24 protein-coding genes are annotated in these 21,615 nt (G+C 66.7%); 10 read left to right on the forward strand and 14 right to left on the reverse strand.

Annotated features, from left to right (window positions below):
* Positions 1 to 60: 60 nt before the first annotated feature.
* From ACQPYS_RS02085 to ACQPYS_RS02105, 5 genes are all read left to right on the forward strand, one after another.
* Positions 61 to 861 (forward strand): SDR family oxidoreductase, encoded by an 801-nt coding sequence (locus ACQPYS_RS02085; protein WP_433491561.1) that lies wholly within the window; start codon positions 61 to 63, stop codon positions 859 to 861.
* Between the two features lie 44 nt (positions 862 to 905).
* Positions 906 to 1,817, forward strand: coding sequence for an SDR family oxidoreductase (locus tag ACQPYS_RS02090; RefSeq protein ID WP_433491562.1), 912 nt, complete (start codon positions 906 to 908; stop codon positions 1,815 to 1,817).
* Between the two features lie 598 nt (positions 1,818 to 2,415).
* On the forward strand, positions 2,416 to 3,426 hold the full coding sequence (locus ACQPYS_RS02095) for a hypothetical protein (protein ID WP_433491563.1): 1,011 nt from the start codon (positions 2,416 to 2,418) through the stop codon (positions 3,424 to 3,426).
* A 5-nt stretch (positions 3,427 to 3,431) separates the two neighbouring features.
* Complete coding sequence (locus ACQPYS_RS02100) at positions 3,432 to 3,944, forward strand: ImmA/IrrE family metallo-endopeptidase (RefSeq protein WP_063035673.1); 513 nt, start codon at positions 3,432 to 3,434, stop codon at positions 3,942 to 3,944.
* Positions 3,941 to 4,963, forward strand: a complete 1,023-nt coding sequence (locus ACQPYS_RS02105; RefSeq protein WP_431940764.1) for a hypothetical protein — start codon at positions 3,941 to 3,943, stop codon at positions 4,961 to 4,963. Before ACQPYS_RS02100 ends, ACQPYS_RS02105 begins: the two co-directional genes overlap by 4 nt.
* Positions 4,964 to 5,195: 232 nt before the next feature.
* On the opposite strand, the gene ACQPYS_RS02110 is transcribed toward ACQPYS_RS02105, so the two are convergent.
* Entirely contained in the window at positions 5,196 to 5,612 is a 417-nt protein-coding gene (locus ACQPYS_RS02110) for a helix-turn-helix domain-containing protein (protein ID WP_011207048.1), read from the reverse strand.
* 434 nt (positions 5,613 to 6,046) lie between these two features.
* Positions 6,047 to 7,210 (reverse strand): steroid 3-ketoacyl-CoA thiolase, encoded by a 1,164-nt coding sequence (locus ACQPYS_RS02115; RefSeq protein WP_433491564.1) that lies wholly within the window; start codon positions 7,208 to 7,210, stop codon positions 6,047 to 6,049.
* A gap of 158 nt (positions 7,211 to 7,368) precedes the next feature.
* On the opposite strand from ACQPYS_RS02115, the gene ACQPYS_RS02120 reads away from it, so the two are divergent.
* Positions 7,369 to 8,625 carry a cytochrome P450 gene (locus ACQPYS_RS02120; RefSeq protein WP_433492950.1) on the forward strand — a complete coding sequence of 419 codons (1,257 nt, stop codon included), beginning with the start codon at positions 7,369 to 7,371 and terminating at the stop codon, positions 8,623 to 8,625.
* A gap of 343 nt (positions 8,626 to 8,968) precedes the next feature.
* Here ACQPYS_RS02120 and ACQPYS_RS02125 read toward each other — a convergent pair whose 3' ends face one another.
* The 5 genes from ACQPYS_RS02125 to ACQPYS_RS02145 form a co-directional block, all read right to left on the reverse strand.
* Entirely contained in the window at positions 8,969 to 9,385 is a 417-nt protein-coding gene (locus tag ACQPYS_RS02125) for a nuclear transport factor 2 family protein (protein ID WP_431940762.1), read from the reverse strand.
* A 55-nt stretch (positions 9,386 to 9,440) separates the two neighbouring features.
* Positions 9,441 to 10,322, reverse strand: a complete 882-nt coding sequence (locus tag ACQPYS_RS02130) for a TIGR03619 family F420-dependent LLM class oxidoreductase (protein ID WP_431940761.1) — start codon at positions 10,320 to 10,322, stop codon at positions 9,441 to 9,443.
* Positions 10,319 to 11,485, reverse strand: coding sequence for a thiolase domain-containing protein (locus ACQPYS_RS02135; RefSeq protein WP_063035421.1), 1,167 nt, complete (start codon positions 11,483 to 11,485; stop codon positions 10,319 to 10,321). Before ACQPYS_RS02135 ends, ACQPYS_RS02130 begins: the two co-directional genes overlap by 4 nt.
* 70 nt (positions 11,486 to 11,555) lie before the next feature.
* Positions 11,556 to 12,620, reverse strand: coding sequence for a thiolase domain-containing protein (locus ACQPYS_RS02140; protein WP_433491565.1), 1,065 nt, complete (start codon positions 12,618 to 12,620; stop codon positions 11,556 to 11,558).
* Between the two features lie 13 nt (positions 12,621 to 12,633).
* The gene (locus tag ACQPYS_RS02145; RefSeq protein WP_373861399.1) at positions 12,634 to 13,647 is read right to left on the reverse strand and encodes a Zn-ribbon domain-containing OB-fold protein; all 1,014 of its coding nucleotides are present in this window, start codon (positions 13,645 to 13,647) and stop codon (positions 12,634 to 12,636) included.
* A gap of 60 nt (positions 13,648 to 13,707) precedes the next feature.
* On the opposite strand from ACQPYS_RS02145, the gene ACQPYS_RS02150 reads away from it, so the two are divergent.
* Both ACQPYS_RS02150 and ACQPYS_RS02155 read left to right on the forward strand, forming a co-directional pair.
* Positions 13,708 to 14,748 (forward strand): LLM class F420-dependent oxidoreductase, encoded by a 1,041-nt coding sequence (locus ACQPYS_RS02150; RefSeq protein ID WP_063035423.1) that lies wholly within the window; start codon positions 13,708 to 13,710, stop codon positions 14,746 to 14,748.
* Positions 14,749 to 15,048: 300 nt separating this feature from the next.
* Positions 15,049 to 15,156, forward strand: coding sequence for a DUF397 domain-containing protein (locus tag ACQPYS_RS02155; protein ID WP_433492951.1), 108 nt, complete (start codon positions 15,049 to 15,051; stop codon positions 15,154 to 15,156).
* A 99-nt stretch (positions 15,157 to 15,255) separates the two neighbouring features.
* Here ACQPYS_RS02155 and ACQPYS_RS02160 read toward each other — a convergent pair whose 3' ends face one another.
* The 3 genes from ACQPYS_RS02160 to ACQPYS_RS02170 form a co-directional block, all read right to left on the reverse strand.
* On the reverse strand, positions 15,256 to 15,678 hold the full coding sequence (locus ACQPYS_RS02160) for a type II toxin-antitoxin system VapC family toxin (RefSeq protein ID WP_433491566.1): 423 nt from the start codon (positions 15,676 to 15,678) through the stop codon (positions 15,256 to 15,258).
* Positions 15,675 to 15,896 carry a FitA-like ribbon-helix-helix domain-containing protein gene (locus ACQPYS_RS02165; protein ID WP_063035676.1) on the reverse strand — a complete coding sequence of 74 codons (222 nt, stop codon included), beginning with the start codon at positions 15,894 to 15,896 and terminating at the stop codon, positions 15,675 to 15,677. The genes ACQPYS_RS02160 and ACQPYS_RS02165 overlap by 4 nt, the downstream gene beginning before the upstream one ends.
* Positions 15,897 to 16,133: 237 nt before the next feature.
* Positions 16,134 to 17,126: a sigma-70 family RNA polymerase sigma factor gene (locus tag ACQPYS_RS02170; RefSeq protein ID WP_433491567.1), complete on the reverse strand. Its 993-nt coding sequence runs from the start codon at positions 17,124 to 17,126 to the stop codon at positions 16,134 to 16,136.
* A 302-nt stretch (positions 17,127 to 17,428) separates the two neighbouring features.
* Here ACQPYS_RS02170 and ACQPYS_RS02175 point away from each other — a divergent pair, with 302 nt between their 5' ends.
* Positions 17,429 to 17,845 (forward strand): VOC family protein, encoded by a 417-nt coding sequence (locus tag ACQPYS_RS02175; RefSeq protein ID WP_431940756.1) that lies wholly within the window; start codon positions 17,429 to 17,431, stop codon positions 17,843 to 17,845.
* A 143-nt stretch (positions 17,846 to 17,988) separates the two neighbouring features.
* Here ACQPYS_RS02175 and ACQPYS_RS02180 read toward each other — a convergent pair whose 3' ends face one another.
* Positions 17,989 to 18,771: a crotonase/enoyl-CoA hydratase family protein gene (locus ACQPYS_RS02180; protein ID WP_063035425.1), complete on the reverse strand. Its 783-nt coding sequence runs from the start codon at positions 18,769 to 18,771 to the stop codon at positions 17,989 to 17,991.
* Positions 18,772 to 18,833: 62 nt separating this feature from the next.
* Here ACQPYS_RS02180 and ACQPYS_RS02185 point away from each other — a divergent pair, with 62 nt between their 5' ends.
* Positions 18,834 to 20,480 carry an acyl-CoA synthetase gene (locus ACQPYS_RS02185; RefSeq protein WP_433491568.1) on the forward strand — a complete coding sequence of 549 codons (1,647 nt, stop codon included), beginning with the start codon at positions 18,834 to 18,836 and terminating at the stop codon, positions 20,478 to 20,480.
* Positions 20,481 to 20,557: 77 nt separating this feature from the next.
* Here ACQPYS_RS02185 and ACQPYS_RS02190 read toward each other — a convergent pair whose 3' ends face one another.
* The 3 genes from ACQPYS_RS02190 to ACQPYS_RS02200 all read right to left on the reverse strand — a co-directional run bounded on the left by ACQPYS_RS02190 (position 20,558) and on the right by ACQPYS_RS02200 (position 21,578).
* Positions 20,558 to 20,968, reverse strand: a complete 411-nt coding sequence (locus tag ACQPYS_RS02190) for a type II toxin-antitoxin system death-on-curing family toxin (protein WP_433491569.1) — start codon at positions 20,966 to 20,968, stop codon at positions 20,558 to 20,560.
* Positions 20,965 to 21,201: a type II toxin-antitoxin system prevent-host-death family antitoxin gene (locus ACQPYS_RS02195; RefSeq protein WP_169811878.1), complete on the reverse strand. Its 237-nt coding sequence runs from the start codon at positions 21,199 to 21,201 to the stop codon at positions 20,965 to 20,967. The genes ACQPYS_RS02190 and ACQPYS_RS02195 overlap by 4 nt, the downstream gene beginning before the upstream one ends.
* A gap of 137 nt (positions 21,202 to 21,338) precedes the next feature.
* Positions 21,339 to 21,578: an AbrB/MazE/SpoVT family DNA-binding domain-containing protein gene (locus tag ACQPYS_RS02200; RefSeq protein WP_433491570.1), complete on the reverse strand. Its 240-nt coding sequence runs from the start codon at positions 21,576 to 21,578 to the stop codon at positions 21,339 to 21,341.
* Between the last annotated feature and the right edge of the window lie 37 nt (positions 21,579 to 21,615).

Below are 21,615 nucleotides of genomic sequence, written 5' to 3' on the forward strand. Positions count from 1 at the left end.
CGTATCCCATCTGGCATCTCGAGCATCTTGGCTAAGCAAGCAATTGCTTGGTAGGTTAACATGGTGGCACTCGAAATCGACCTGTCCGATCACGTCGTTCTGGTAACCGGCGGCGTCCGCGGCGTCGGCGCGGGGATCAGCCGCGTCCTGCTGGCCGCCGGGGCGACCGTGGTGGCATGTGCCCGCCGTCCCGGCGATACTCCCGTCGAGGTGGACGGGCGGCAGATCGACTTCCTGCCGTGCGATGTCCGCGACCCGGCGGCCGTGGCGGAGCTGATCGCCGAGATCGTCCGGCGGCACGGGCGGCTGGATCACGCGGTGAACAATGCCGGTGGCGCCCCCTACGCCCTGGCACGGGATGCCAGCCCCAAATTCCACACCAAGATCATCGAGCTGAACCTGCTCTCGGCCCTGCACGTCGCCCAGGCGGCACACGCGGTGATCAGCGAGCAGGAAGACGGCGGTTCGATCGTCAATATCTCCAGCCTCAGCGGTCACCGGCCCTCACCGGGCACCGCCGCCTACGGTGCGGCCAAGGCGGGAGTGGACGCCCTCACCGTGTCCCTCGCCGCGGAATGGGCGCCCAAGGTCCGGATCAACTCCCTGGTGGTCGGTGCGGTGGAAACCGAACTGAGCGCCCTGCACTACGGCGACGCCGACGGAGTGGCCGCCGTCGGGCAGACCATCCCGATGGGCCGGCTGGCCCGGCCCGAGGATATCGGCAACGGGGTGGCCTTCCTGCTCTCCCCGCTGGCCGGGTACATCTCCGGGGCGACCCTGCAGATCCACGGCGGCGGCGAACCCCCGGCCTTCTTGGCGGTCGCGACCGCCACCCATTCCGGTGACGCGGCGAAGGCCTGACTTCCAGCTCGAACAGATATCGACCATCGACGATAGGAACGGACATGGCAACCGAGGGCATCTGCGCCGGACGGATCGTGATCATCACCGGCGCCGGGCGGGGTATCGGCCGGGCACACGCCCTGGCCTTCGCCGCCGAGGGCGCGAAGGTCGTGGTGAACGATCTCGGCTCGACGCTCAGCGGTGAGTCGACTGCGGAAACTCCCGCCCAGCAGGTGGTCTCGGAGATCCGGGCGGCCGGTGGGGAAGCAGTGGCCAACGGTGACGACGTGGCGAGCTGGGAGGGCGCGCAGCGGCTCGTCCAACAGGCGGTGGACACCTTCGGCGGCTTGGACGTTCTGGTCAACAATGCCGGATTCGTCCGCGACCGGATGCTGGTCAACCTCGCCGAGGACGAATGGGATTCGGTGGTCCGCGTACACCTCAAGGGGCATTTCGCCACCATGCGCCACGCGGCCGCGTACTGGCGTGCGGAATCCAAGGCGGGTCGTACCGTGGATGCCCGGATCATCAACACCAGTTCCGGCGCCGGCCTGCAGGGCAGCGTCGGCCAGGGGAACTACGGGGCCGCCAAGGCGGGTATCGCCGGCCTCACCCTGACGGCCGCGGCCGAATTCGGGCGGTACGGAGTCACGGTGAACGCGATCGCCCCTTCCGCCCGCACACGAATGACCGAAACCGTTTTCGCCGACATGATGGCCGCACCCGAGGACGGGTTCGACGCCATGGCGCCGGAGAACATCTCACCGATCGTGGTGTGGCTGGGTAGTACGGAATCGACCGGTGTCACCGGCCGGATGTTCGAGGTCGAGGGCGGTCGCCTCGCCCTGGCCGAGGGCTGGCGCCACGGGGTGCCGGTCGACCGCGGCGCGCGGTGGAATCCCGCCGAACTCGGCACCGTGGTGTCGGAGCTGATCGCTAAGGGCGCGACGCCGGAACCCGTATACGGCGCCTGAGGATTCGCAGTTCGTTTCGGTATAGACCCGTTGCCGTCCAGCTACCGGACCTCGCACCGGGTGATTGTGATCTATCCCACCCCCTCTGCGGCATAGTTCGTGGTGCGCTGGCACTCGAGCAGCGGTTGGTCGGAGGCGGCCGCCGGATATCGTCACTTCCTCATGCAGCGGTGAGTTTGCTGGTTTACCATGGGCAACCATCTGTTCGTTCTACCCGGAAGACGTCATCGCCGGGCGAATCCGCAATATCGATCGAGGGGTTGACTGGCGCATGGCCGTGGGTCGCATCAAGCGATTGCTTGCAGTAGCCGGAGCGGCCGGATGCCTGGGGTTGGTCGGCGGACCGACACTCGCGCAAGCGAATCCGGGCCGGGCGCCGGCGACCGAACAGGGCCCCTCCGGTAGCGGAGGTGGCGGTGCCGCCCCACCACCACCGGGCGCGCACCCGTCCGAGGGCGGCCCACTCGCCATACCGGGTGGTGAACCGGAGTCGGGCGACGTGAGCGGAGAACGAGCTCCGGCCGAATCGGACGCACCCACCGGTCTCGGAACGGGTAGTAGTGCACCGGCGCCAGACTCCGATACCGGTAGCAGCGGTGTGGATTCCGGTGATATCGCGCAGTGGCAGCCCCTGGGCATTCCCGGCCGGATCCAGGAGCCGGAACCGGCCGATACGGCCGGGCCCGCACCGGTCGCGGCGCCGCTACCGGACCCGGCGCCGGTCGCCGAACCCGTCGGCCCGGTGGGATTGGGTACCGCTCTCGGCACCATCCTGGCCACCGGCTCGGCGGCCGTCGGCTCGGCCGCCGCGGCGCCTCTCGGTGCCACCGGCTCCGCCGCGCTGGGTACCGGATCAGCAGCCCTCGGAACAGGTTCCGCCGCAGTGGGTTCGGCCGGTCTCGGGGTGGGTGCGACCGGTTCCGCCGGACTGGGCACCGGTTCGGCTGCTCTCGGAACAGGTTCCGCCGCAGTGGGTTCGGCCGGAGTGGGTGTACTGGGTACGGGATCGGCCGCGCTGGGGTCGGCCGGAGTCGGGGTGCTCGGCACCGGTTCGGCCGCGGCCGGTTCGGCCGGTGCCGGGGTACTCGGCACCGGTTCCGCCGGTGTGGGTTCGGCTGCCGTGGGCTCGGCGGCCACCGGATCTGCTGCCGCCGGTTCGGCGGCGACCGGTTCCGCCGCGCTGGGTTCGGCCGGGGTGGGTTCCGCGGCTCCCCTTCTGCTCCTGCTGCTGCCGGTGCCACCGGTTCCGGCGCCCCCGGTCGGGCCGCCATTGGCATTACCGTCGCCCGGCGGGGCGGGGGGCGGTGCCGGTGCCCCGGCGATCGGGGTGGCCGTGCCGTTGCCCGTGGTCGCGCCGTCCGCCGTCCCCGCCGCGCCCGCTCCCGGCGGGTCCGCGCCGTCGGTCGTCGCCGCGCCGCCGAATCATGCGGTGCGCCCGACGAATGCCGAGGGCCTGCTGCCCGAACCCAAGGTCCTGTCGGTGATCGGCGGGCTGGTCGCCCTGGCCATCGCCGGCGGCGGCTCGGCCGTGATGAGTTATCACAGCGCCGCCCAGGCGCAGGCGCGCCTCGATGCCGCGCGTGCCGAATTCTTCGGAACGGGCGCGTGACCGCGATGACGCAGAGCCGAACACAGAGCGCCCGGGCCTATCGGCGGGTCGCCGCCGCGGTCGACGCGGTGTGCGCGATCGCCGCCGATGCCGACGCCACCACCCTCGAGGAGGTGGTCGACGCGGTGGCCGCCGAACGGGGCCGCCCGATCGAAATCGCCGATGCCGACCTCGGTCCCGGCGTCTGTGGCCAGCGTCGCTACTACCCGACCAAGGACATCATCGTGCTCGCCAGTGCGCTGCCGAGCCGGGACCATACGCTGGCCCACGAGCTGGGGCATATCGTCTTCGATCACGAGGGCGCCCCGGCCCCCGAGGTGACATTGGAGGTGAGCGACGAGCTCATCGCCTACATGCTCAGTCAGCGCGCCCATCAGGACGCGATCGAGGACGGCGAGGACGACCAGGCCGAATGGGAGGCCGAAACTTTCGCCGCGATGCTGATGACGCGGCTGCGCGTGTTCAACAGCCGGGGCGCGGGCGTCTCGGTCCTTCGATTCGATGAGGCTCTGGGATGACGTTCTGGTTGACCGCCCTGATCGTCTGGGTCGCCGCGGGCGCGCGGGTGGGGCGGGTACTCGTCAAACCCGCGACCACCGCGCGGGTGGCGATAGTGGTGGCCGTCTCGGCGGTCGCGCTGGCCTGTACCGCCGCGGTGCCCGATGTGGCACTTGCCGTCGACAATCTACTGCCCGGTGGATTGCCGCCGGGCCCGCTGTCGGAGGGGCTGGTGGTCTCCGCGTGGCTGCTCTTCGCCGCCGCGACCTCGGTGGTGGCCTCGGCCGCCTGGCCGGTGGTCTCACGTCGTAACCTGCGCCAGATCGCCGGAGGTATTTACGGAACCGGTCTCTTCGCCGTCGCCGGCGCCCTCAGCGCATCGTTCACCACGGGCTGGGTGGTCACCGCGGCGGCCGGTGTCTTCATCGTGGTGACCGGGCTGCGCAACCTGAGCTGGACCGCGCTGGGCCGGGGTATCGCCGTCTACGTCGCGGGGACCGCGCTGGTGGTCGCGCTGGCCGTCGGGCAGGTGCAGCGGGGAATTACCGGAGCTACTCGATCCGGGCCGGGCGAGCCGGCCTGGGCCTGGCCGTGCTGGCAGCTGGCCGCCTTGCTCATCGCCTTCGGCGCGGTGTGGATCGTGGTCGAGATGTGGGTGCGGGCGCGGTTGCTGCTGCGCCGCATACAGACATTGCACCGAGTCCTGGTGGAACGCTTCCCGGAGGTCGTCCAGGAGGAGACCGGGACATCGACCCAGCTCAAAGCCTCGGATCGGGTCGCGCAGATCATGGACGCGCTGTATCTCCAGTCGGGCGGCGGTGTCGAGATCGCCACTGCCGGAGAACCTCCCGCCGCGGTGTCCGCCCGGGCGGAACGGGTGGCGCAGTGGGCCCGCAATCCGCTGGGCCGGGTCGTGGTGGACTCGCGCTGGATCGCACCGCCGAAGGGCATCAGCCCGCGCGGATGGGTGCAGGCGATCGCGGCTGCCTTCGAAGCGCAGCCGGAACCGACCGAACCCTCAGCAGTCACGGTTACGTAGTTGCCCGAGGTATGCGGTACACCCGTTACGTCACTGTGATTATCCTCGGCGAAGTTCGGTAATCGTGCCGAGCGGTCGGTCTGCATTCTTCCGTACGGCAGAACTTCGGACACATCGCGAGCTTTGCCGAAGGAATATTTCCCATTCACGGGAACATCGTGGGGGATTTCCAGGACGCAGGTGTCGGCGCGGTGCCACCCCGACGGGGATCGCACCGCGCCGACGGTCTCTGCTATTCGGTGCCGTCCGGCGGAATTTCGGGCAAGCCTTCGCTCGCGCGCAGTTTTTCCGCCATGGAGGTGAGCAGGTTCTGCGACTCCTCCGACAGGTCGAAGGCCCGGCTGGACAGCCGGCGCAGACCGTAACCCTGTAGCTGCGATAGGAGTTCCAGGTCGTGATCGATCTTCGCGGCGTAGATGTCGTTGAAGAAGTAGTCGGGCTTCACCTTGAAGAACTTCGCCAGCGCCGCAACCGTCTCATCGGAAGGATTCGTACGCTGGCCCGACCGTAACTGCGACAGATACGGTTTGGAGATCGGATGACCGGATGCCGTCAGGGCGGCCGCTACCTCTGCATTGGTATGCGGCTTTCGCCCCGGGGGATGCACGGTTTCGAACAGCTTGTTCAGCCGCGCCGCGAAATCAGCCATTGTGAGCCGCCCAATTCCCTTCACTGTACTAACAGACGTTATCTCGGATACCTATCATTGATATTAGCGGCTCAGTAACTGAAAACCTACGCCTGAATCAGGATTTCCTTGAAGCTTCCAGGCGCATATCAGTGGAGGTGGACCGTGGTTCCGCGTTTGCGGGTTGCCCGCACCGGACTTGTCGAGCTCTGATACGACCAGGTAGCCGCCCGTCGCGGGGGTCTTCCCGGGCGGGCGGCCAGTAGCCTCTGGATAGCTGGTATCCCTTCCGTAGCTGTGCTGTGGCCATTGTGTGGCGTACGACACGTCTACCGAAAGCTGAGATGAACGTTCAACCTACCGGCTGAATTTTGTGAAGGACACTGGACCCGTACAAGGGCGACTGTGGTGCGCACGGGCCGATGTCCTGTCGTAATAGGGAATTCGAGGCGCCGCTACAGGCGTTCGATGATCGTTCCTGTCGCGAGTGCGCCACCGGCGCACATGAGAACCATTGCGACGTTCCGGTCGGAACGTTCGAGTTCGTGCAGAGCCGTGGTGATCAAACGGGACCCCGTGGAGCCGACCGGATGACCGAGAGCGATCGCGCCGCCGTTCACATTCACCCGGTCGAAATCGGGCTTGTGTACCCGGGCCCAGGACAATGCTACGGAAGCGAACGCCTCGTTGATCTCGAACAGGTCGATATCGTCGATGCTCATCCCGGACCGCTCCAGCAACCGGCCGCACGCCTGAACCGGGCCGTCGAGGTGGAACTCCGGTTCGGAGCCGACCAGGCACTGGGTCACCACCCGGGCCCGCGGCCGCAGGTCTTCACGCTCGGCGGCCTTCTCGTCCATCAGCAGGACGGCTGCCGCGCCGTCGGAGATCTGTGAAGACGTTCCGGCGGTGTGGATTCCGCCCTCCAGCACCGGCTTCAACTTGGCGAGGCTCTCCGCCGAGGTCTCCCGCAAGCCTTGGTCCCGGCTCACCTCCTGCTTCTCCCCGGTCGGATTGCCCTCCTTGTCGACCACCGGCGCGGTGACCGTGAGGACCTCGCGGTCGAAGCGGCCCTCCGCCCAGGCCTGTGCGGCCAGGCGCTGGGACCGCACGCCGAGCGCGTCCACATCCGCGCGAGTGATGCCGCGCCGCTTGGCGATTCGTTCGGCGGCCTCGAACTGGTTGGGCATATCGATATCCCAGGAGGCCGGGCGGCGCGGGCCGGCCTGGTCGCCGACATTGGCGCCCAGGGGCACCTGGCTCATCGCCTCCACGCCGCAGGCGACCCCGATGTCGATGGCATCGGCGGCGATCAGTCCGGCGATGAGATGGTTGGCCTGCTGGGCCGAACCGCACTGCGCGTCGATGGTCGTGGCGCCCACCTGCCACGGCAGGCCGGCGGCGAGCCAGGCCGTGCGGGTGATGTTGTTCGACTGGGCGCCGGCCTGGGTGACGCAGCCGCCGATGATCTGTTCGACCTTGGCGGGGTCGAGGTGGGCGCGATCGAGCAGCCCGCGCTGGGCGAGACCGAGGATCTCGGCGGCGTGCAGCCCGGACAGCCGGCCGTTGCGTTTGCCGATGGGGGTACGAGCTGCCTCGACGATAACGGGTGTGCCCATCATGAACCTTTCGTTTCGGACATAAAACTGTAACGTGTTCCGCGCACGGCATGAGGCTTGATCAGTCCGCTTTCTTTCCTCGTTCTCTCGCCTGTGCTTCAATGATTGTAGAACGTGTTTCAGTTTGTCGAAGGAGACATCTGGTGGTGGATACGCGCATGACCCGGCCGAACCTGCCGGACGGGTTCGACGTCACGGACCCCGACATGTACGTGCAGCGGATTCCGGTCGAGGAGTTCGCCGAACTCCGGCGTACCGCCCCGATCTGGTGGCAGGAGAAATCCCCGGAGGTCGGCGGATTCCACGACGACGGATTCTGGGTCGTCACCAAGCACGCCGATATCAAGGAGGTGTCGCGGCGTAGCGATGTGTTCTCGACCTACGAGAACACGGCGCTGCCGCGCTTCAACGACGATATCGAGCGCGAGCAGATCGAACTGCAGCGTTTCATCCTGCTGAATATGGACCCGCCCGAGCACACCCGGATGCGCAAGATCATCTCGCGCGGCTTCACCCCCCGCGCGATCAACTCGCTGCGCGAAGAGCTGTCCAAGCGCACCGAGGCCATCGTCAAGGCCGCTGCCGAGGCCGGGTCCGGTGATTTCGTCACCCAGATCGCCTGCGAACTGCCCCTGCAGGCGATCGCCGAACTGATCGGCGTCCCGCAGGAGGACCGGATGAAGGTCTTCACCTGGTCCAACGAGATGACCGGCTACGACGATCCGGAGATCGATGTGGATCCGGTGCAGGCATCCACCGAGCTGCTCGGATACGCCTACGCGATGGCCGAGGCCCGTAAGGCCTGTCCGGCCGACGATATCGTCACCACCCTGGTCGAGGCCGATATCGACGGTGAATCGCTCAAGTCCGAGGAATTCGGCTTCTTCGTGATGCTGCTGGCCGTCGCGGGTAACGAGACCACCCGCAACGCCATCACCCACGGCATGATCGCCTTCCTGGAGAACCCGGACCAGTGGGAGCTCTACAAGAAAGAGCGCCCCAGGACCGCAGCCGACGAGATCATCCGCTGGGCCAGTCCCATCACCACCTTCCAGCGCACCGCGCTCGAGGACACCGAACTGAGCGGCGTCCAGATCAAGAAGGGCCAGCGGATCCTGATGGTCTACCGGTCGGCGAACTTCGACGAGGATGTTTTCGAGAACCCGATGAAGTTCGACATCATGCGCGAGGACAACCAGCATGTGGCCTTCGGCGGTACCGGCGCGCACTACTGCATCGGCGCCAACCTGGCCAAACTGGAGATCGATCTGATCTTCAACGCGATCGCCGACCATATGCCCGACATCACCAAGCTGGGCGACCCGAAACGGCTGCGGTCGGGGTGGCTGAACGGCGTCAAGGAATTCCAGGTCGACTACAAGACCTGCCCGGTGACCGGTCGGACGGCGGGCTGACCACCTGCGTTTCCCGGCCCCGAACACCTGGTGTTCGGGGCCGGAAATATTTGTGGGGGTCGGTGTTCTGCGTGTCGGTCGTCGCGGCTCCGGCATCGGACGGGTTCCCGCCCGGCTCGAATCGCGGGGCGAGGCGCCGGGGTACCGTCGTGAATATTTCGACGACGCTGGCCGGTCCGTACCGACCGGCACGCGGGACCCCTAGCACACCTCGGGTATCCGGCCGTGTCCGGGGATCGGCCTCCGGACGAACCGAGCCCCGCACACCGGTGTGATGTGCGGGGCTCGGTTCATACCCCGGTGGTGAGGCGGCCGGGCGGGAGGGAAACCGGCCGGCCGCGACTCAATCGACCGGTGTGGCTGTGGCCATGGCCCGGTCCACTTCCCAGAACGCGCGCAGGGCGGCGATCTTGCCCGCCTCGTCCACCCTGTAGGTGAAGACGCCTTCGGCATCGATGCGGTGACCACCGAGGGTGGTGCGGATCGTGCCGGTGAAAGCGACCTCCGCACCGCAGGCGAAGGAATCACCGAACAGGAACTCGATCGAATCCGTCCCGGCGATGGCCTTGTCCCAGAATGCCCCGATGGCCTCCGCCCCCCGGTGTCCCTTGCCCTCCGGGTCGAAACCGGAGGGGCCGACGGGATCCTCCACAATGCCGTCCGCGGCGAACAATGCGAGCCAGGCGTCCTTGTCCCGGGCACGTACGGCGGCCTGGGAGGCCAGCCCGGCCGCGCGGGCGGGATGTTCCTCGCTGCTCATGGGTTCCTCTCGACAAGCCGGTGTGCCGCCACTTCCGCGGCGACACACCCGGAAGTCAGTTGATCGGGTTCTGGATGTACTCTTCGGCGAACTTGCGCAGCGCGTCCTGCTTCGCGGCCAGTTCGCCGTCGAATCCGATACCGGCGGCCAGCCAGGGGATCACGATCGCATCGGTGACACCGGCGTCGTACTGTTCCTGGTAGCCGTCGCGGCCGAACTTGTCGATGCAGACCGCCTGGATCTCGAACGGCATCTCGGCTCGCCCGTATTCGGCGCGGAGTTCACCGAGCCGGGCGATGGTGGTCTGCAGATCGTCGAACTTCATCATGGCCGAGGTCCAGCCGTCGCCGACCTTCGCGGCGCGGCGCAGTGCCACATCGGTATGACCGCCGATGTAGAACGGGACCGGCTCGCTCGGCGCCGGACTCATCTGCAGTTCGTCGAAATCGAAGAACTCGCCGTGGAATTCGACCATGCCGCCCGCGAGGACCTTCTTGATGACCTCGATCATCTCGTCGACCCGGGCCCCGCGGCGCGCGTAGGGCACGCCGCACCATTCGAATTCCTCCGGCGCCCAGCCGATACCCACACCGAATCCGAACCGGTTACCGGACAGATTCGCCACCGATCCGACCTGGCGGGCCAGCAGCAGCGGATTACGGGAACCGAGTTTGAGCACATTGGTGTAGAAACGCAGCCGGGTGGTCACCGCGGCCATGGCGGTCGCGGCGATGAGCGGATCCACCCACGGTGTGTCCGGGCCCCAGAAGCGGCTGCCGTCGGGGGTATAGGGGTACTTCGCCGCCTGGGATTTCATGTAGAACAGCGAATCCGGCAGGGCGATCGAGGTGAACCCGACCTCCTCTGCGGTCCGGGCGAGAGCGGGCAGCTGGTCCAGCGGGCTCAGCGCGACCCCGAGGCTGAACTTCAGAGTCATCGGCGATCCGATCCCACGACCCACATGGAGAAGTACTGCGAGCCGCCGCCGTAGGCGTGACCCAGCGCCTTGCGGGCATTGTCGACCTGGTAATCACCGGCCCGGCCCATGACCTGTTTGGCGGCCTCGGCGAACCGGATCATGCCGGAGGCGCCGATCGGGTTCGAGGAGAGGACTCCGCCCGACGGGTTCACCGGCAGTGCGCCACCGATCTCGGTTTCGCCTTTGTCGGTGAGTTTCCAGCCGTCACCGGGGGCGGCGAAACCGAGGTTCTCCAGCCACATCGGTTCGAACCAGGAGAACGGGACATAGATTTCGGCGGCGTCGATCTCGGCCAGCGGATCGGTGATCCCGGCCTGCGCCCACAGGGCCTTCGCGGCAACCTGCCCGGCCTGTGGGTTCACTTGGTCGCGACCGGCGTAGGCCAGCGGTTCGGTACGCATGGCGGTGGCGTGGATCCAGCCGACCTTCTTCCCGGACGCCTCCACCGCGGCCGCCGACTGCTCACCGCCGATGACCACGGCGCAGGCGCCGTCGGAGGAGGGGCAGGTCTCGTCGAATCGGATGGGATCCCAGAGCATCTGCGAGGCCAGCACCTCTTCGGCGGTCTTGTCGCCCTGCTTGAGATGGGCATACGGGTTCTTGGCTCCGTTGCGCCGGTCCTTGGCCGCCACTGTCGCACCGATGTGCAGAGGCGCGTTCGAGCGGCGGATATAGGACCGCACATGCGGGGCGAAGTAGCCGCCGGCGCCCGCACCGACCGGCATGGTGAACGGAACCGGAATCGACAACGCCCACATGGCATTCGATTCCGACTGCTTCTCCCAGGCGAGGGCGAGCACCTTCTCGTGCACACCGCCCTGTACCATGCTGGCGGCCACACAGGCGGTGGAACCGCCCACCGAGCCCGCGGTGTGCACGCGCAACAGCGGTTTCCCGGGGGCGCCCAGCGCGTCGGCCAGGTACAGCTCGGGCATCATCATGCCCTCGAACATGTCCGGCGCCTTACCGATGACGATGGCGTCGATATCGGCCATGGTCAGGTCGGCGTCGGCCAGCGCCCGGTCGATCGCCTCGCGGCACATCCCGGCCATCGAGACATCGCTGCGCTTGGCAACGTGATGGGTCTGTCCGGTGCCCAGCACCGCGGCGGGGAAACTCATCGGCCGGCCTCCTGTGTCATGCGGGACACCCGCACCGGGTCGGCACAGCGAATGGCTGCGCGATGGTGATTCACTGTGCCTCCGAGTTCAAAACGGTCACAAGGTTCTGCTGCAGGGCCGGGCCGCTGGTGGCATGTGCCAGGGTGCGGCCCGCGGTGCCCGCCATGATGGGCAGCGCGGCGTAGCCGATGCGCTCCAGCCCGGTGGCGAACATGGGATTACCGGCCAGCGCGCCGCCGGACGGGTTGACCTTCGTCTCCGGTTTCAGGCCGAGCGCCTCGGTCAGGATGAGCTGCTGATGGCTGAACGGCGCGTGCAGTTCGGCGACGTCGATTCCGCTGGTGTCGCCGGTGGTCACCGCCTGTCCGGCGGCGGCGGCCGACGGGGAGGTGGTGAGGTCACGGGCGCCCAGCACACTGGAATCGATCCGGTGCGCCATCCCGGTGATCCACGCGGGACGCTCGGTCAGCTCGCGGGCCCGGTCGCCGACCGCGAGCACGATGGCCGCGGCGCCGTCGGTGACGGGTGCGCAGTCGTGTTCACGGAGCGGGTCGGCGACATACGGGTTGGCGAGCAGTTCATCGACCGATTTCCCGTCGACGGTATGCGCGGCCGAGACCGCCGCCATATCGCGCTCGGTCCAGCGGCCGGCGTCCAGTCCCGCCCGGGCCTGCAGCCCGGCGATGGCCAGGGAATCCGGCCACAGGGGCGTGACCAGGTAGGGGTCGAGCTGGGTGGACAGCACCTGGCGCAGCGTGCTCGCGGAGGATTTCCCGAAGCCGTAGACCAGGGCGGTCTGTACCTGGCCGGTGCGCAGTTTCACCCACGCTTCGTACAGCGCCCAGGCGGCGTCCATTTCCACATGGGATTCGTTGATCGGTGGTACGGCACCGATCGAATCGATGGCGGAGATGAACGAGAAGGACCGCCCGGCCAGGTAATCCGACGATCCGGAGCACCAGAAGTCGATATCGGACTTGGTGATGCCGAGCTGGTCGTAGAGCTGCTGGAAGCAGGGCACCAGCATCTCCACCCCGTTGGTGGTGCCGTAGGTCTCCGGCACATGCGGTGCGTGCGCGAAGCCGACGACGGCGATCTCGGTGGCGTTGTCGATGGAACGCTCGGTGATGGTCACGCGGGGAGCCCTCTCACAGGTGATGCTTGTAGGTGTCGTAGTCGGCATCCGGCTCGCCGGTCGGCTCGAAGTGGCTGATATTGGCCATGGTGAAGTCCCACTCCTCGCGCGGCTTCCAGACCACCTTGACCCGCATACCCATCCGCACCTCGCTCGCGTCGCAGCCGAGCACGAGGTGCAGGAAAGGAATATCCGCGCCGTCGAGCAGGACATACGCCGCCACATACGGTGGTTTGATCCGCTGCCCGAGGAAAGGCACGTTCACGATGCAGAAAGTGGTGACCGTAGCGGTCTCGGCCAATTCGACCGTTTCCGCGGTGGACCGGCCGTCCATGGGGTCCACGCCGCGCGGCGGGAAGTACACCTTGCTGTGCGCATCGGCCCGCGCGCCGATGAGTTTTCCCTCTTTCAGACCGCGCAGGAACGTGCTCTCTTCGGGGGAGGCGGTGTGCTTGTAGTCCATCCCGATCGGAGTGGTGATGATGGTGACCGGGTCGGCATCCGAGACCGGGGCCGGCTCCGCCGTCGGGGTCTCACCGGGCTCGAAGCAGACTATGTCGTGGATGGTGCCGGTGAGTTCGGCGGCCCAGCGGGCCGTCACCCGCAGCCCGGTGCCGATCTGTTCCGGGCTCTCGACATCCACGGCGTGCAGCAGTGCGGTGTCGGCGCCGTCGAGCTGGATCAGCGCGTAGGCGAACGGCCGGTCGAAGGGCTGGCCCGGCAGCGGGTCGCGGACCCAGGTCCAGGACTTCACCGTGCCGGTGGTGGCGACCTCGACGAACTCCGACAGCGGTTCCGCGGTCACCGGGTCGAATTCGGCCGGTGGCACGAGCACCCGGCCGTCCGAACCCCGGATACCGAAGACGCGTCGTTCGCGCAGGCCAGTAAGGAACTTGCCGATGATGGGTCCCACGGAGCGCGTGTAGTCGAACTCCATCCGCAGGGGCGCACTGAGCACATCGCTCGGTTTCAGTCCCGGCGGGCGTTCCTGCGTAATTACCGTGGGTGCAGTATTCCCCTGATTCACGATATCGAGTAGAACAGGTTCTTATTCTGCTGGCAAGCAGTAGGCCGGAAGGGGTCGGATATGAAGTTCGGATTGCAACTCGGGTACTGGAGCGCGGGGCCGCCGGAACATGCCGCCGAGGTTGTCGTGGCGGCCGAGGAGGCCGGGTTCGACGCGGTGTTCGCCGCCGAGTCCTGGGGGTCGGACGCCTTCACGCCGCTGGCCTGGTGGGGTTCGGCGACCGAGCGGGTACGACTGGGCACCTCGGTGGTGCAGTTGTCCGCCCGGACCCCCACCGCCACGGCTATGCACGCGCTGACCCTCGACCATCTCAGCGGTGGGCGGGCGATTCTCGGCCTCGGCGTCTCCGGCCCGCAGGTGGTGGAGGGCTGGTACGGGCAGCCGTTCGCCAAACCGTTGCAGCGGACCCGCGAATACGTCGATATCGTGCGCAAGGTGCTGGCCCGGCAGGGCCCGGTGACCAATGAGGGGCCGAACTATCCGCTGCCCTACAACGGCGCGGGCGCGACCGGTCTGGGGAAACCCCTCAAGCCGATAACCCATCCGCTACGTGCGGATCTGCCGATCTGGCTGGGTGCGGAAGGGCCCAAGAATGTGGCGCTGACCGCGGAAATCGCCGACGGCTGGCTGGCCATCTATTACACGCCCCGCATGGCGGATGTGTACAACGAATGGCTGGACGAGGGCTTCGCCCGGCCGGGTGCCCGGCGTTCGCGGGAGGACTTCGAGATCGCCGCGACCGCGCAGGTCATCATTACCGACGATCCGGCGGCCGAGATCGAGCGGATGCGCTGGATCACCTCGCTCTACATTGGCGGGATGGGCGCACCGGAACTGAATTTCCATGCGCAGGTGTATCGCCGAATGGGCTACGAGAAGGAAGTCGACGAGATCGGTACGCTGTTCCAGGCCGGCCGCAAAGCCGAGGCCGCGGCCGCCGTACCGGACGAGCTGGTGCTGGAGACCGCGATCATCGGCAACGAGACCCAGGTGCGTGAGCAGATCGCGGTGTGGGAGGCCGCCGGGGTCACCATGCTGTTGGTTTCGGTGCCGGATGTGGCGCAGCTGAAACGTCTGGCGCCACTGATTTCCGCCGGGTGAACCTGTTGCAGAATTGGTCGGTCGGCGGGCAACGCAGTAGGCGCGGCGGTGCTCCGGCAGCCGGAGAAGCCCCGACACGGGCAGCGGCATTCGGCCGTGGTGACCGGTCGAGTCGGCCGGCACCGGGTCGGAATTCGTCCGTGTCGGGCGCGGTGTCGGTGGCTGGAGTCGCACCTCCGAGATCGCTCTTCCGGCCTTTTCTCATTGCATCCCTTATGATTTCGTGAAGCTGTGCATTTCGGCACGTCGTTGTGAGGGGAAGCAGTGTCCGAGGAGACCGAGGGTTCGTTGGTGGGGCGGGTGTCGTTGTCGGCAGAGGATCGCGACGGCCCGGCTTTGTCTTTCACCCCGGCGGCCTGGGCATCCTTCACCTCGCGTATCCGCGCGGGTCGGTTCGACCGGCCGTAGCCCACTCGGAGATTCGCCCCTGGCCCGGCTGTACCGGGGGCGGTGGCGCAGGCCGTTCGGCGTCGGGCCGGTCCCGAACATCGAACGCTCGGCACCGGTTCAGTGCGTTCCGGTCGTTACCCAGGGATTGACAATGGTGAGGCCGAGGTCGGTGAAATCCTTGACGTTCCGGGTCGCTACGGCACAGTCGTTCGCCAGGCAGATCGCGGCAATCTGTGCATCCGCATACCCGATCGGCCGACCTCGTCGACGGCGTTCGGCGACAACTCGACCGTAGATACGTGCCGCACGGAAATCGTAGGCTTCGACTTCGTCGCCGAATTCGTCGAACAGTTCCGCCGCCAACGTGGCCAGGCCCGCCCTGCGGGACCCCTCGGGTAAATTTTCGATGCCTGCCCAGATCTCGCCGATGGTGACTGTGCTGATCGTGACGTCGTCGGATTTCTCGAGCCAAGTGAGGACGTGGTTGTCGGGGGTGGGTTTGAACAGCTCGGACACCACGTTCGTATCGGCGATGATCACAGCTGTGCCGCTCCGGCCTCGGGCTGCTCCGGGATGTCCAGCTCGGCTGCGTAGGGTCGGCTGCGCTCATAAAGTTCGTGGAGTAACCGTTTCGGGCGCACCGCCGCGGCGAGTATGTCCCGGGCCTCGGCTTCCATGCTCCGTCCGTGCGCCGCGGCTCGCCGACGCAGGCGCTCTTTCACGTCGCTGTCCAGGTCGCGGATAGTTATCGTTGCCATGAAATCAATGCTAGCAGTGATTGCATGGCGGGCCCGGTTGTCATCTGCGAGGTGGGAGGGGCACTCCCGCACATTCCAGGAGGGCGTCCGGGAAAGCGATCGGCACCGACGATCGTCGATCCAGCACGGCGTACCACAGATCCTTGTCGACATCGGTGCCGTCTCTACCTACGGTCGGTGATGTTCGACGACCCACGAAGTCCGGTCGACGATGGATACGACGCCGACCGGGCGGGCTCAGGCGGGGGCTTCCGTCCATTCCGGCGGCAGGCCGAACAGTGGGAACAGGCGTTCGGTATCGAGGAAGAAGTTGAGCCCGGTGATCACACCGTCGCGCATCTCCAGGACCGTGATCGACCACGGTACCCAGCGGCCCGGCTCGCCGCTCGGCTTGTAGTGGCCGAAGGCCGGATGGCCGTTGGCTCCGGCCAGCGGCACCATGCGCGAGCCCCGGCAGGCCGCACCGGTACCGAGCATGAACGCGGCCACGTTCTCCGGGCCGGACACCCAGAGATCGAACGGCGGCATGGACAGCGCCACATCGCTTTTCAACAGGGTGGTGAGCGCGTCCATATCGTAGGACTCGAATGCCGTCACGAAGTTCTCGACGAGTTGGCGTTGATCGTCGTCGGTTTCGTCGTAGGTGTCGGTATCGGCCGGCCGGACCTTGTTCATGGTGGCGCGCGCCCGCTGCAGGGCGCTGTTCACCGAGGCGGTGCTCATGGTGAGTGCCTCGGCGGTCTCGTTGGCGGAGAAGCGCAGGACCTCGCGCATGATCAAGATGGCGCGCTGCGTGGCGGGCAGATGCTGGCAGGCGGCGACGAATGCCAGGCGCAGGCTGTCCTTGGCGGTGGCGTGCTCGGCGGGGTCGGCGCCGAAGGCGAGCGAGTTGGGGATGGGCTCGACCCAGACATAGTCCGGCTGCGGGGCAGCCAGGGGCCGGTCCGGTGTCGACGGGCCGGACAGATCCATCGGCCGGGCGCGGCGCTGTGGGCCGTCGAGCATATCCAGGCAGATATTGGTGGTGATCTTGTAGAGCCAGGACCGCAGGCTGGCCCGGCCCTCGAAGGAGTCGTAGGATTTCCAGGCCCGGGTGAACGCGTCCTGGACGGCGTCCTCGGCTTCGAAGGACGACCCCAGCATCCGGTAGGCGTAGGCACACAGTTCCCGTCTGTGCACCTCGAAAGATCTCATGACATCGGCGTCGACTGTGCCGGTCTGCTCGCTCATGCGTGCCACTGTGGCATAGGGCACCGACATGTGAACAGAGGATGAAACGCACCGTTTTCGGTTGGTTTCCCAGGCGTATCACCAGGCCCCAGCTGCCACAGTGCACGGCGCGCCGGCCGGTTGCCCTCGCCCGTACCGCCGGGCGCGGCCGGTCGACGCCGCTCCGGGGGCGGAGGTCCCGCGACCGGGGGCGAGCGCCGTTTCGGCGGAAACGTTCCGGCACCGATGATTTTCCGGGATGGCCCGCGTCCGAACCTTTGCGGCCGGCGAAACGCAGACCACCTTCCCGAAAGGATCGACACGTGAGCAGCAAGATGATTTTCGTGAACCTACCCGTCACCGACCTGGGACGGTCCAAGAACTTCTACGAGGCGCTCGGGTGGAAGGTCAATGACGATTTCACCGACGACAATGCCGCCTGCATCGTGGTCGACGAGAATATCTGCCTGATGTTGCTGACCCATGGGCATTTCGCCACCTTCAGCCGGCGGCCGATCGCCGATACCCGGGCCGCCACCGGCGCCGCCTACGCGCTGTCGCTGGGCAGCGCCGAGGAGGTCGACCGGCTGACCGCGGCCGCGGTGGCCGCAGGGGGTAGCGAGGAGATCAATACGGACAAGCAGGCCCAGGAGGCACAGGTCGGGATGCACGGCCGGACCTTCCTGGACCCCGACGGTCACCAGTGGGAGCCGTTCTACATGAATTACCCCGGCGTGTAGGCGTAGTGCGCTCATGTGGACGCCTCGGCCGACAACCGTCGAACGGGGCGTTCGGTGTTCCGGTGGCGCGACGCCGGCCGCTGGTACCGGCCGACCGTGCATGGACCGGACGCACCGAGGGGCGCTCGGCCCGCACCCGGCTTCTACTGGCCGCTGAAGTTCGGCTTGCGCTTCTCCTTGAACGCCTTGGGGCCCTCCTTGGCGTCGGCGGACTGGAAGACCGCCATACCGAGCTTGGCGTCGATCTGGAATGCCTCTTCCTCGGGGACGCATTCACTGTCACGGATGGTCTGTAGGATCGCCTGCACCGCGAGCGGACCGTTGGCCGCGATGAGGTCGGCCAGTTCCAGCGCTTTGTCCAGCGCCTGGCCGTCCGGCACCACATGGCCGATGAGGCCGATGTCCTTGGCTTCGGCGGCGCTCAGATGCCGGCCGGTGAGCAGAATATCGGCGGCAACCGTGTAGGGGACCTGACGGACCAGCCGGACCGCGGAGCCGCCCAGCGGGAACAGACCCCAGCGGGCCTCGGACACCCCGAACTTCGCGCTTTCGCCCGCGACCCGGATATCGGTGCCCTGCAGGATCTCCGTTCCGCCGGCGATGGCCGCGCCCTCGACCGCCGCGATCAGCGGTTTGGTGAGCCGGCGCCCCTTCAGCAAAGCCTCGATTTTCGACAGGTCCCAGCCCCCGCCCGCGAACGAATCGCCAGGATGCTGCTGGGTCATGCCCTTGAGGTCGGCACCCGCGCAGAAGGCCCCACCCGCACCGGTCAGGATCGCGACGCGAATGTCGGGATCGCTGTCGACCTGATCCCAGGCGTCCCGCATGATCGCCATCATCTCGGTCGAGAGCGCATTACGCGCCTCGGGGCGGTTCATGGTGACGATGAGGACATGGCCGCGCTTCTCGACGAGGCATTGAGGCATCGTTGTTTCTCCTGTTACTCGGACCCTTGCCAGAAACAGTAACACGTTCTATTTTTGACCTTGTGACGTACAACATAGCCGACCTCGTCGAACACACCATCGACCTTGTGCCGGACCGGGTTGCGCTGGCTGACGACCACCGCTGCGTGACCTTCGCCCAATTGGAGGACCGGGCGAACCGGCTGGCGCACTACCTGCTGGAACACGGTGTCCAGCCGGGCGACAAGGTCGGTATCTACTCGCGCAACACCATCGAGGCCGTGGAGTCGATGCTGGCGGTGTTCAAGGCGCGGGCGGTGATGGTCAACGTCAACTTCCGCTACGTCGAGAACGAGTTGCAGTACATCTTCGAGAATTCGGACATGGTGGCGCTCATCCACGAGCGGCGCTACACCGACAAGGTGGTGAACGTCCGGTCGCAGGTCCCGCATCTGAAAGCGGTCCTGATCGTCGACGACGACACGGACGCCGCCACGCCCGCGGACGCGGTGGAATACGAAGCGGCACTGGCGGAATCGTCGGGCGAGCGCGATTTCGGCGATCGGTCGGGCGACGACATCTTCATGATCTACACCGGTGGCACGACCGGTATGCCCAAGGGCGTCATGTGGCGGCACGAGGACTGGTGGCGGGTGCTCGGTGGCGGTATCAATTTCATGACCGGTGAGTACGTCCAGGACGAATGGCAGCAGGCCAAAACCGGCGCGGCCGGCGGCCAGATGGTGCGCTACCCGATTCCGCCGCTCATCCACGGTGGTTCCCAGACCGCGGTCTTCCACGGTCTGTTCGACGGTGGCAAGACCGTCATGATCCCGGAGTTCGACGCGCACACCGTCTGGCAGGCCGTGGACGCGCACGGGATCAACATGATCTTCATAACCGGCGACGCCATGGCCCGGCCGATGCTGGACGCGCTGAAGGCCGGTCATCCGGAAACCGGTGAGCCCTATCAGCACACGAACCTGTGGGCGATGGCCAGCAGCGCGGCACTGTTCTCGCCCGCCCTCAAGGACGAGTACATCGATCTGCTCCCGAATACGGTCATCACCGATTCGATCGGATCCTCCGAGACCGGTTTCGGTGGTATCTCCATCGCGGCCAAGGGTGCGACGCACACCGGCGGTCCGCGGGTGAAAATCGACGCCTCCACCGCGGTGATCGACGAGAACGGCAAGCCCGTCGTCCCCGGATCCGGGCAGACCGGTGTGCTGGCGCGCAAGGGTCATATCCCGATCGGGTACTACAACGACCCGGTGAAAACCGCGGCGACGTTCAAGGAATACGACGGCGTTCGCTACTCCATCCCCGGCGACTGGGCCCGGGTCGAGGAGGACGGCTCCGTCACCATGCTCGGCCGCGGGTCGGTCAGCATCAACAGTGGTGGCGAGAAGATCTACCCCGAAGAAGTCGAGGGCGCGCTGAAATGCCATCCCGAGATCTTCGACGCGCTGGTGGTCGGCGTGCCGGACGAGCGCTGGGGTCAGCGGGTGGCGGCCGTGGTGCAGTGTCGCGGCGACAAACGCCCCACCCTGGAGGAACTGCGCCCGGTGCTGACCCGGGAGATCTCCTCGTACAAAATGCCCCGCAGCCTGTGGTTCGTCGACGAGATCAAGCGGTCGCCGGCGGGTAAGCCCGACTACAAATGGGCCAAGGCGCAGACCGAGGAGCGCGACGCCGACGAGCACGGGTCGGCGGGTAGTTCGTCGTAGTCGGCCGGATCAAGTGAGGGTTGCCGGGGATGGTCCGGCAACCCTCGCGCCCTGTCCGGTAGATATCGGCGAGCTTGCTAGCCGGGCAGTTCGGAGGGCGCGGCTCCGATAACTTTTCGGAGTTGCTCGGCGATATCCGGGACCTCCTCCAGTTCGCCGGTGGCGACCGCGATCATCAGGTCGTACGCCAGCTCTTCGTTCAGGCCATCGATATTCACGCTGTTGCGGGCCAGGAAGATCGCACCCGCCGTGATGGCCAGCCGTTTGTTCCCATCGATCAGCGGGTGGTTTTTGGCAATGGAATGCAGAAGGGCCGCAGCCTTGTCCCACAGGGCGGGGTAGGCGTCGGCGCCGAAAACCGTCGCCTGTGGTCGGGCTGTCGCGGACTCGAGGAGACCTGGGTCGCGAATGATGTACCCGCCCACGACGGCGTCGGCGATGGCCCGGAGGTCTGCGGTGGTCAGGTAGTAGATCTCTCCCAGGTTCATTCGGCCAGCCTGTCGAGCAGCGCGCGATGCTTGGAAGCGAATCGCTGCGACAGTTCACGTACCTGGCTATCGGCGGTCTCCGCCATTGCTTCCGGAACGACAGCGGCTACGCGACGGCCGTGTCTTGTCAGGTGGACCACTTTACCTGCCTCGGCCGCCGCGACTACCTCGGCGAGCTTGTCACGGGCTTCGCTGACGGGTAGTTCCCAGGCGTCGAAATCCGGAGCAGTCATACGCATAATCGTACATATATATTCGATAATCGTACAAAATTATGTCGATCTCCGGCGGCCCGGCCGTCTTGTCGCCGGTCACCTCTTCCAGAAGCACACACGAGTCGACCGGCTTTCGGACCATCGACGTCCGCAGATCAGTCACCACCCAGCAGACCCCTGATCTCCTCCGTGCTCATCTCCTCGACGTCTTTGCGGCCGATGGTGCCGCCCGTTCGGTAAGTGAGTCGACAGCCACGTCCGGAGGTGTCGTCCGTCTGCACGATCACAAGGGCGCCGTCGATCTCGACCACCTCTACGTTGTCTCCCTCGCGAAGGTTGAACTTCGCGCGTAATGCTGCGGGGATCGTGATCTGTCCGCTGCTCTCGAGTATCACCGCGCACTCCTGATGGGGCGGATTACAAGGGTTACGC

This window comes from Nocardia grenadensis (assembly GCF_050942415.1).
GTDB lineage: Bacteria > Actinomycetota > Actinomycetes > Mycobacteriales > Mycobacteriaceae > Nocardia > Nocardia grenadensis.

Excerpts from the sequence above, each read along its gene's own strand:
- ACQPYS_RS02085 (WP_433491561.1), top strand. The coding sequence starts at position 61 with ATGGTGGCACTCGAAATCGACCTGTCCGATCACGTCGTTCTGGTAACC.
- ACQPYS_RS02090 (WP_433491562.1), top strand. The coding sequence starts at position 906 with ATGGCAACCGAGGGCATCTGCGCCGGACGGATCGTGATCATCACCGGC.
- ACQPYS_RS02100 (WP_063035673.1), top strand. The coding sequence starts at position 3,432 with ATGACGCAGAGCCGAACACAGAGCGCCCGGGCCTATCGGCGGGTCGCC.
- ACQPYS_RS02105 (WP_431940764.1), top strand. The coding sequence starts at position 3,941 with ATGACGTTCTGGTTGACCGCCCTGATCGTCTGGGTCGCCGCGGGCGCG.
- ACQPYS_RS02110 (WP_011207048.1), bottom strand. The coding sequence starts at position 5,612 with ATGGCTGATTTCGCGGCGCGGCTGAACAAGCTGTTCGAAACCGTGCAT.
- ACQPYS_RS02115 (WP_433491564.1), bottom strand. The coding sequence starts at position 7,210 with ATGGGCACACCCGTTATCGTCGAGGCAGCTCGTACCCCCATCGGCAAA.
- ACQPYS_RS02120 (WP_433492950.1), top strand. The coding sequence starts at position 7,369 with ATGACCCGGCCGAACCTGCCGGACGGGTTCGACGTCACGGACCCCGAC.
- ACQPYS_RS02125 (WP_431940762.1), bottom strand. The coding sequence starts at position 9,385 with ATGAGCAGCGAGGAACATCCCGCCCGCGCGGCCGGGCTGGCCTCCCAG.
- ACQPYS_RS02130 (WP_431940761.1), bottom strand. The coding sequence starts at position 10,322 with ATGACTCTGAAGTTCAGCCTCGGGGTCGCGCTGAGCCCGCTGGACCAG.
- ACQPYS_RS02135 (WP_063035421.1), bottom strand. The coding sequence starts at position 11,485 with ATGAGTTTCCCCGCCGCGGTGCTGGGCACCGGACAGACCCATCACGTT.
- ACQPYS_RS02150 (WP_063035423.1), top strand. The coding sequence starts at position 13,708 with ATGAAGTTCGGATTGCAACTCGGGTACTGGAGCGCGGGGCCGCCGGAA.
- ACQPYS_RS02165 (WP_063035676.1), bottom strand. The coding sequence starts at position 15,896 with ATGGCAACGATAACTATCCGCGACCTGGACAGCGACGTGAAAGAGCGC.
- ACQPYS_RS02170 (WP_433491567.1), bottom strand. The coding sequence starts at position 17,126 with ATGAGCGAGCAGACCGGCACAGTCGACGCCGATGTCATGAGATCTTTC.
- ACQPYS_RS02180 (WP_063035425.1), bottom strand. The coding sequence starts at position 18,771 with ATGCCTCAATGCCTCGTCGAGAAGCGCGGCCATGTCCTCATCGTCACC.
- ACQPYS_RS02190 (WP_433491569.1), bottom strand. The coding sequence starts at position 20,968 with ATGAACCTGGGAGAGATCTACTACCTGACCACCGCAGACCTCCGGGCC.
- ACQPYS_RS02195 (WP_169811878.1), bottom strand. The coding sequence starts at position 21,201 with ATGACTGCTCCGGATTTCGACGCCTGGGAACTACCCGTCAGCGAAGCC.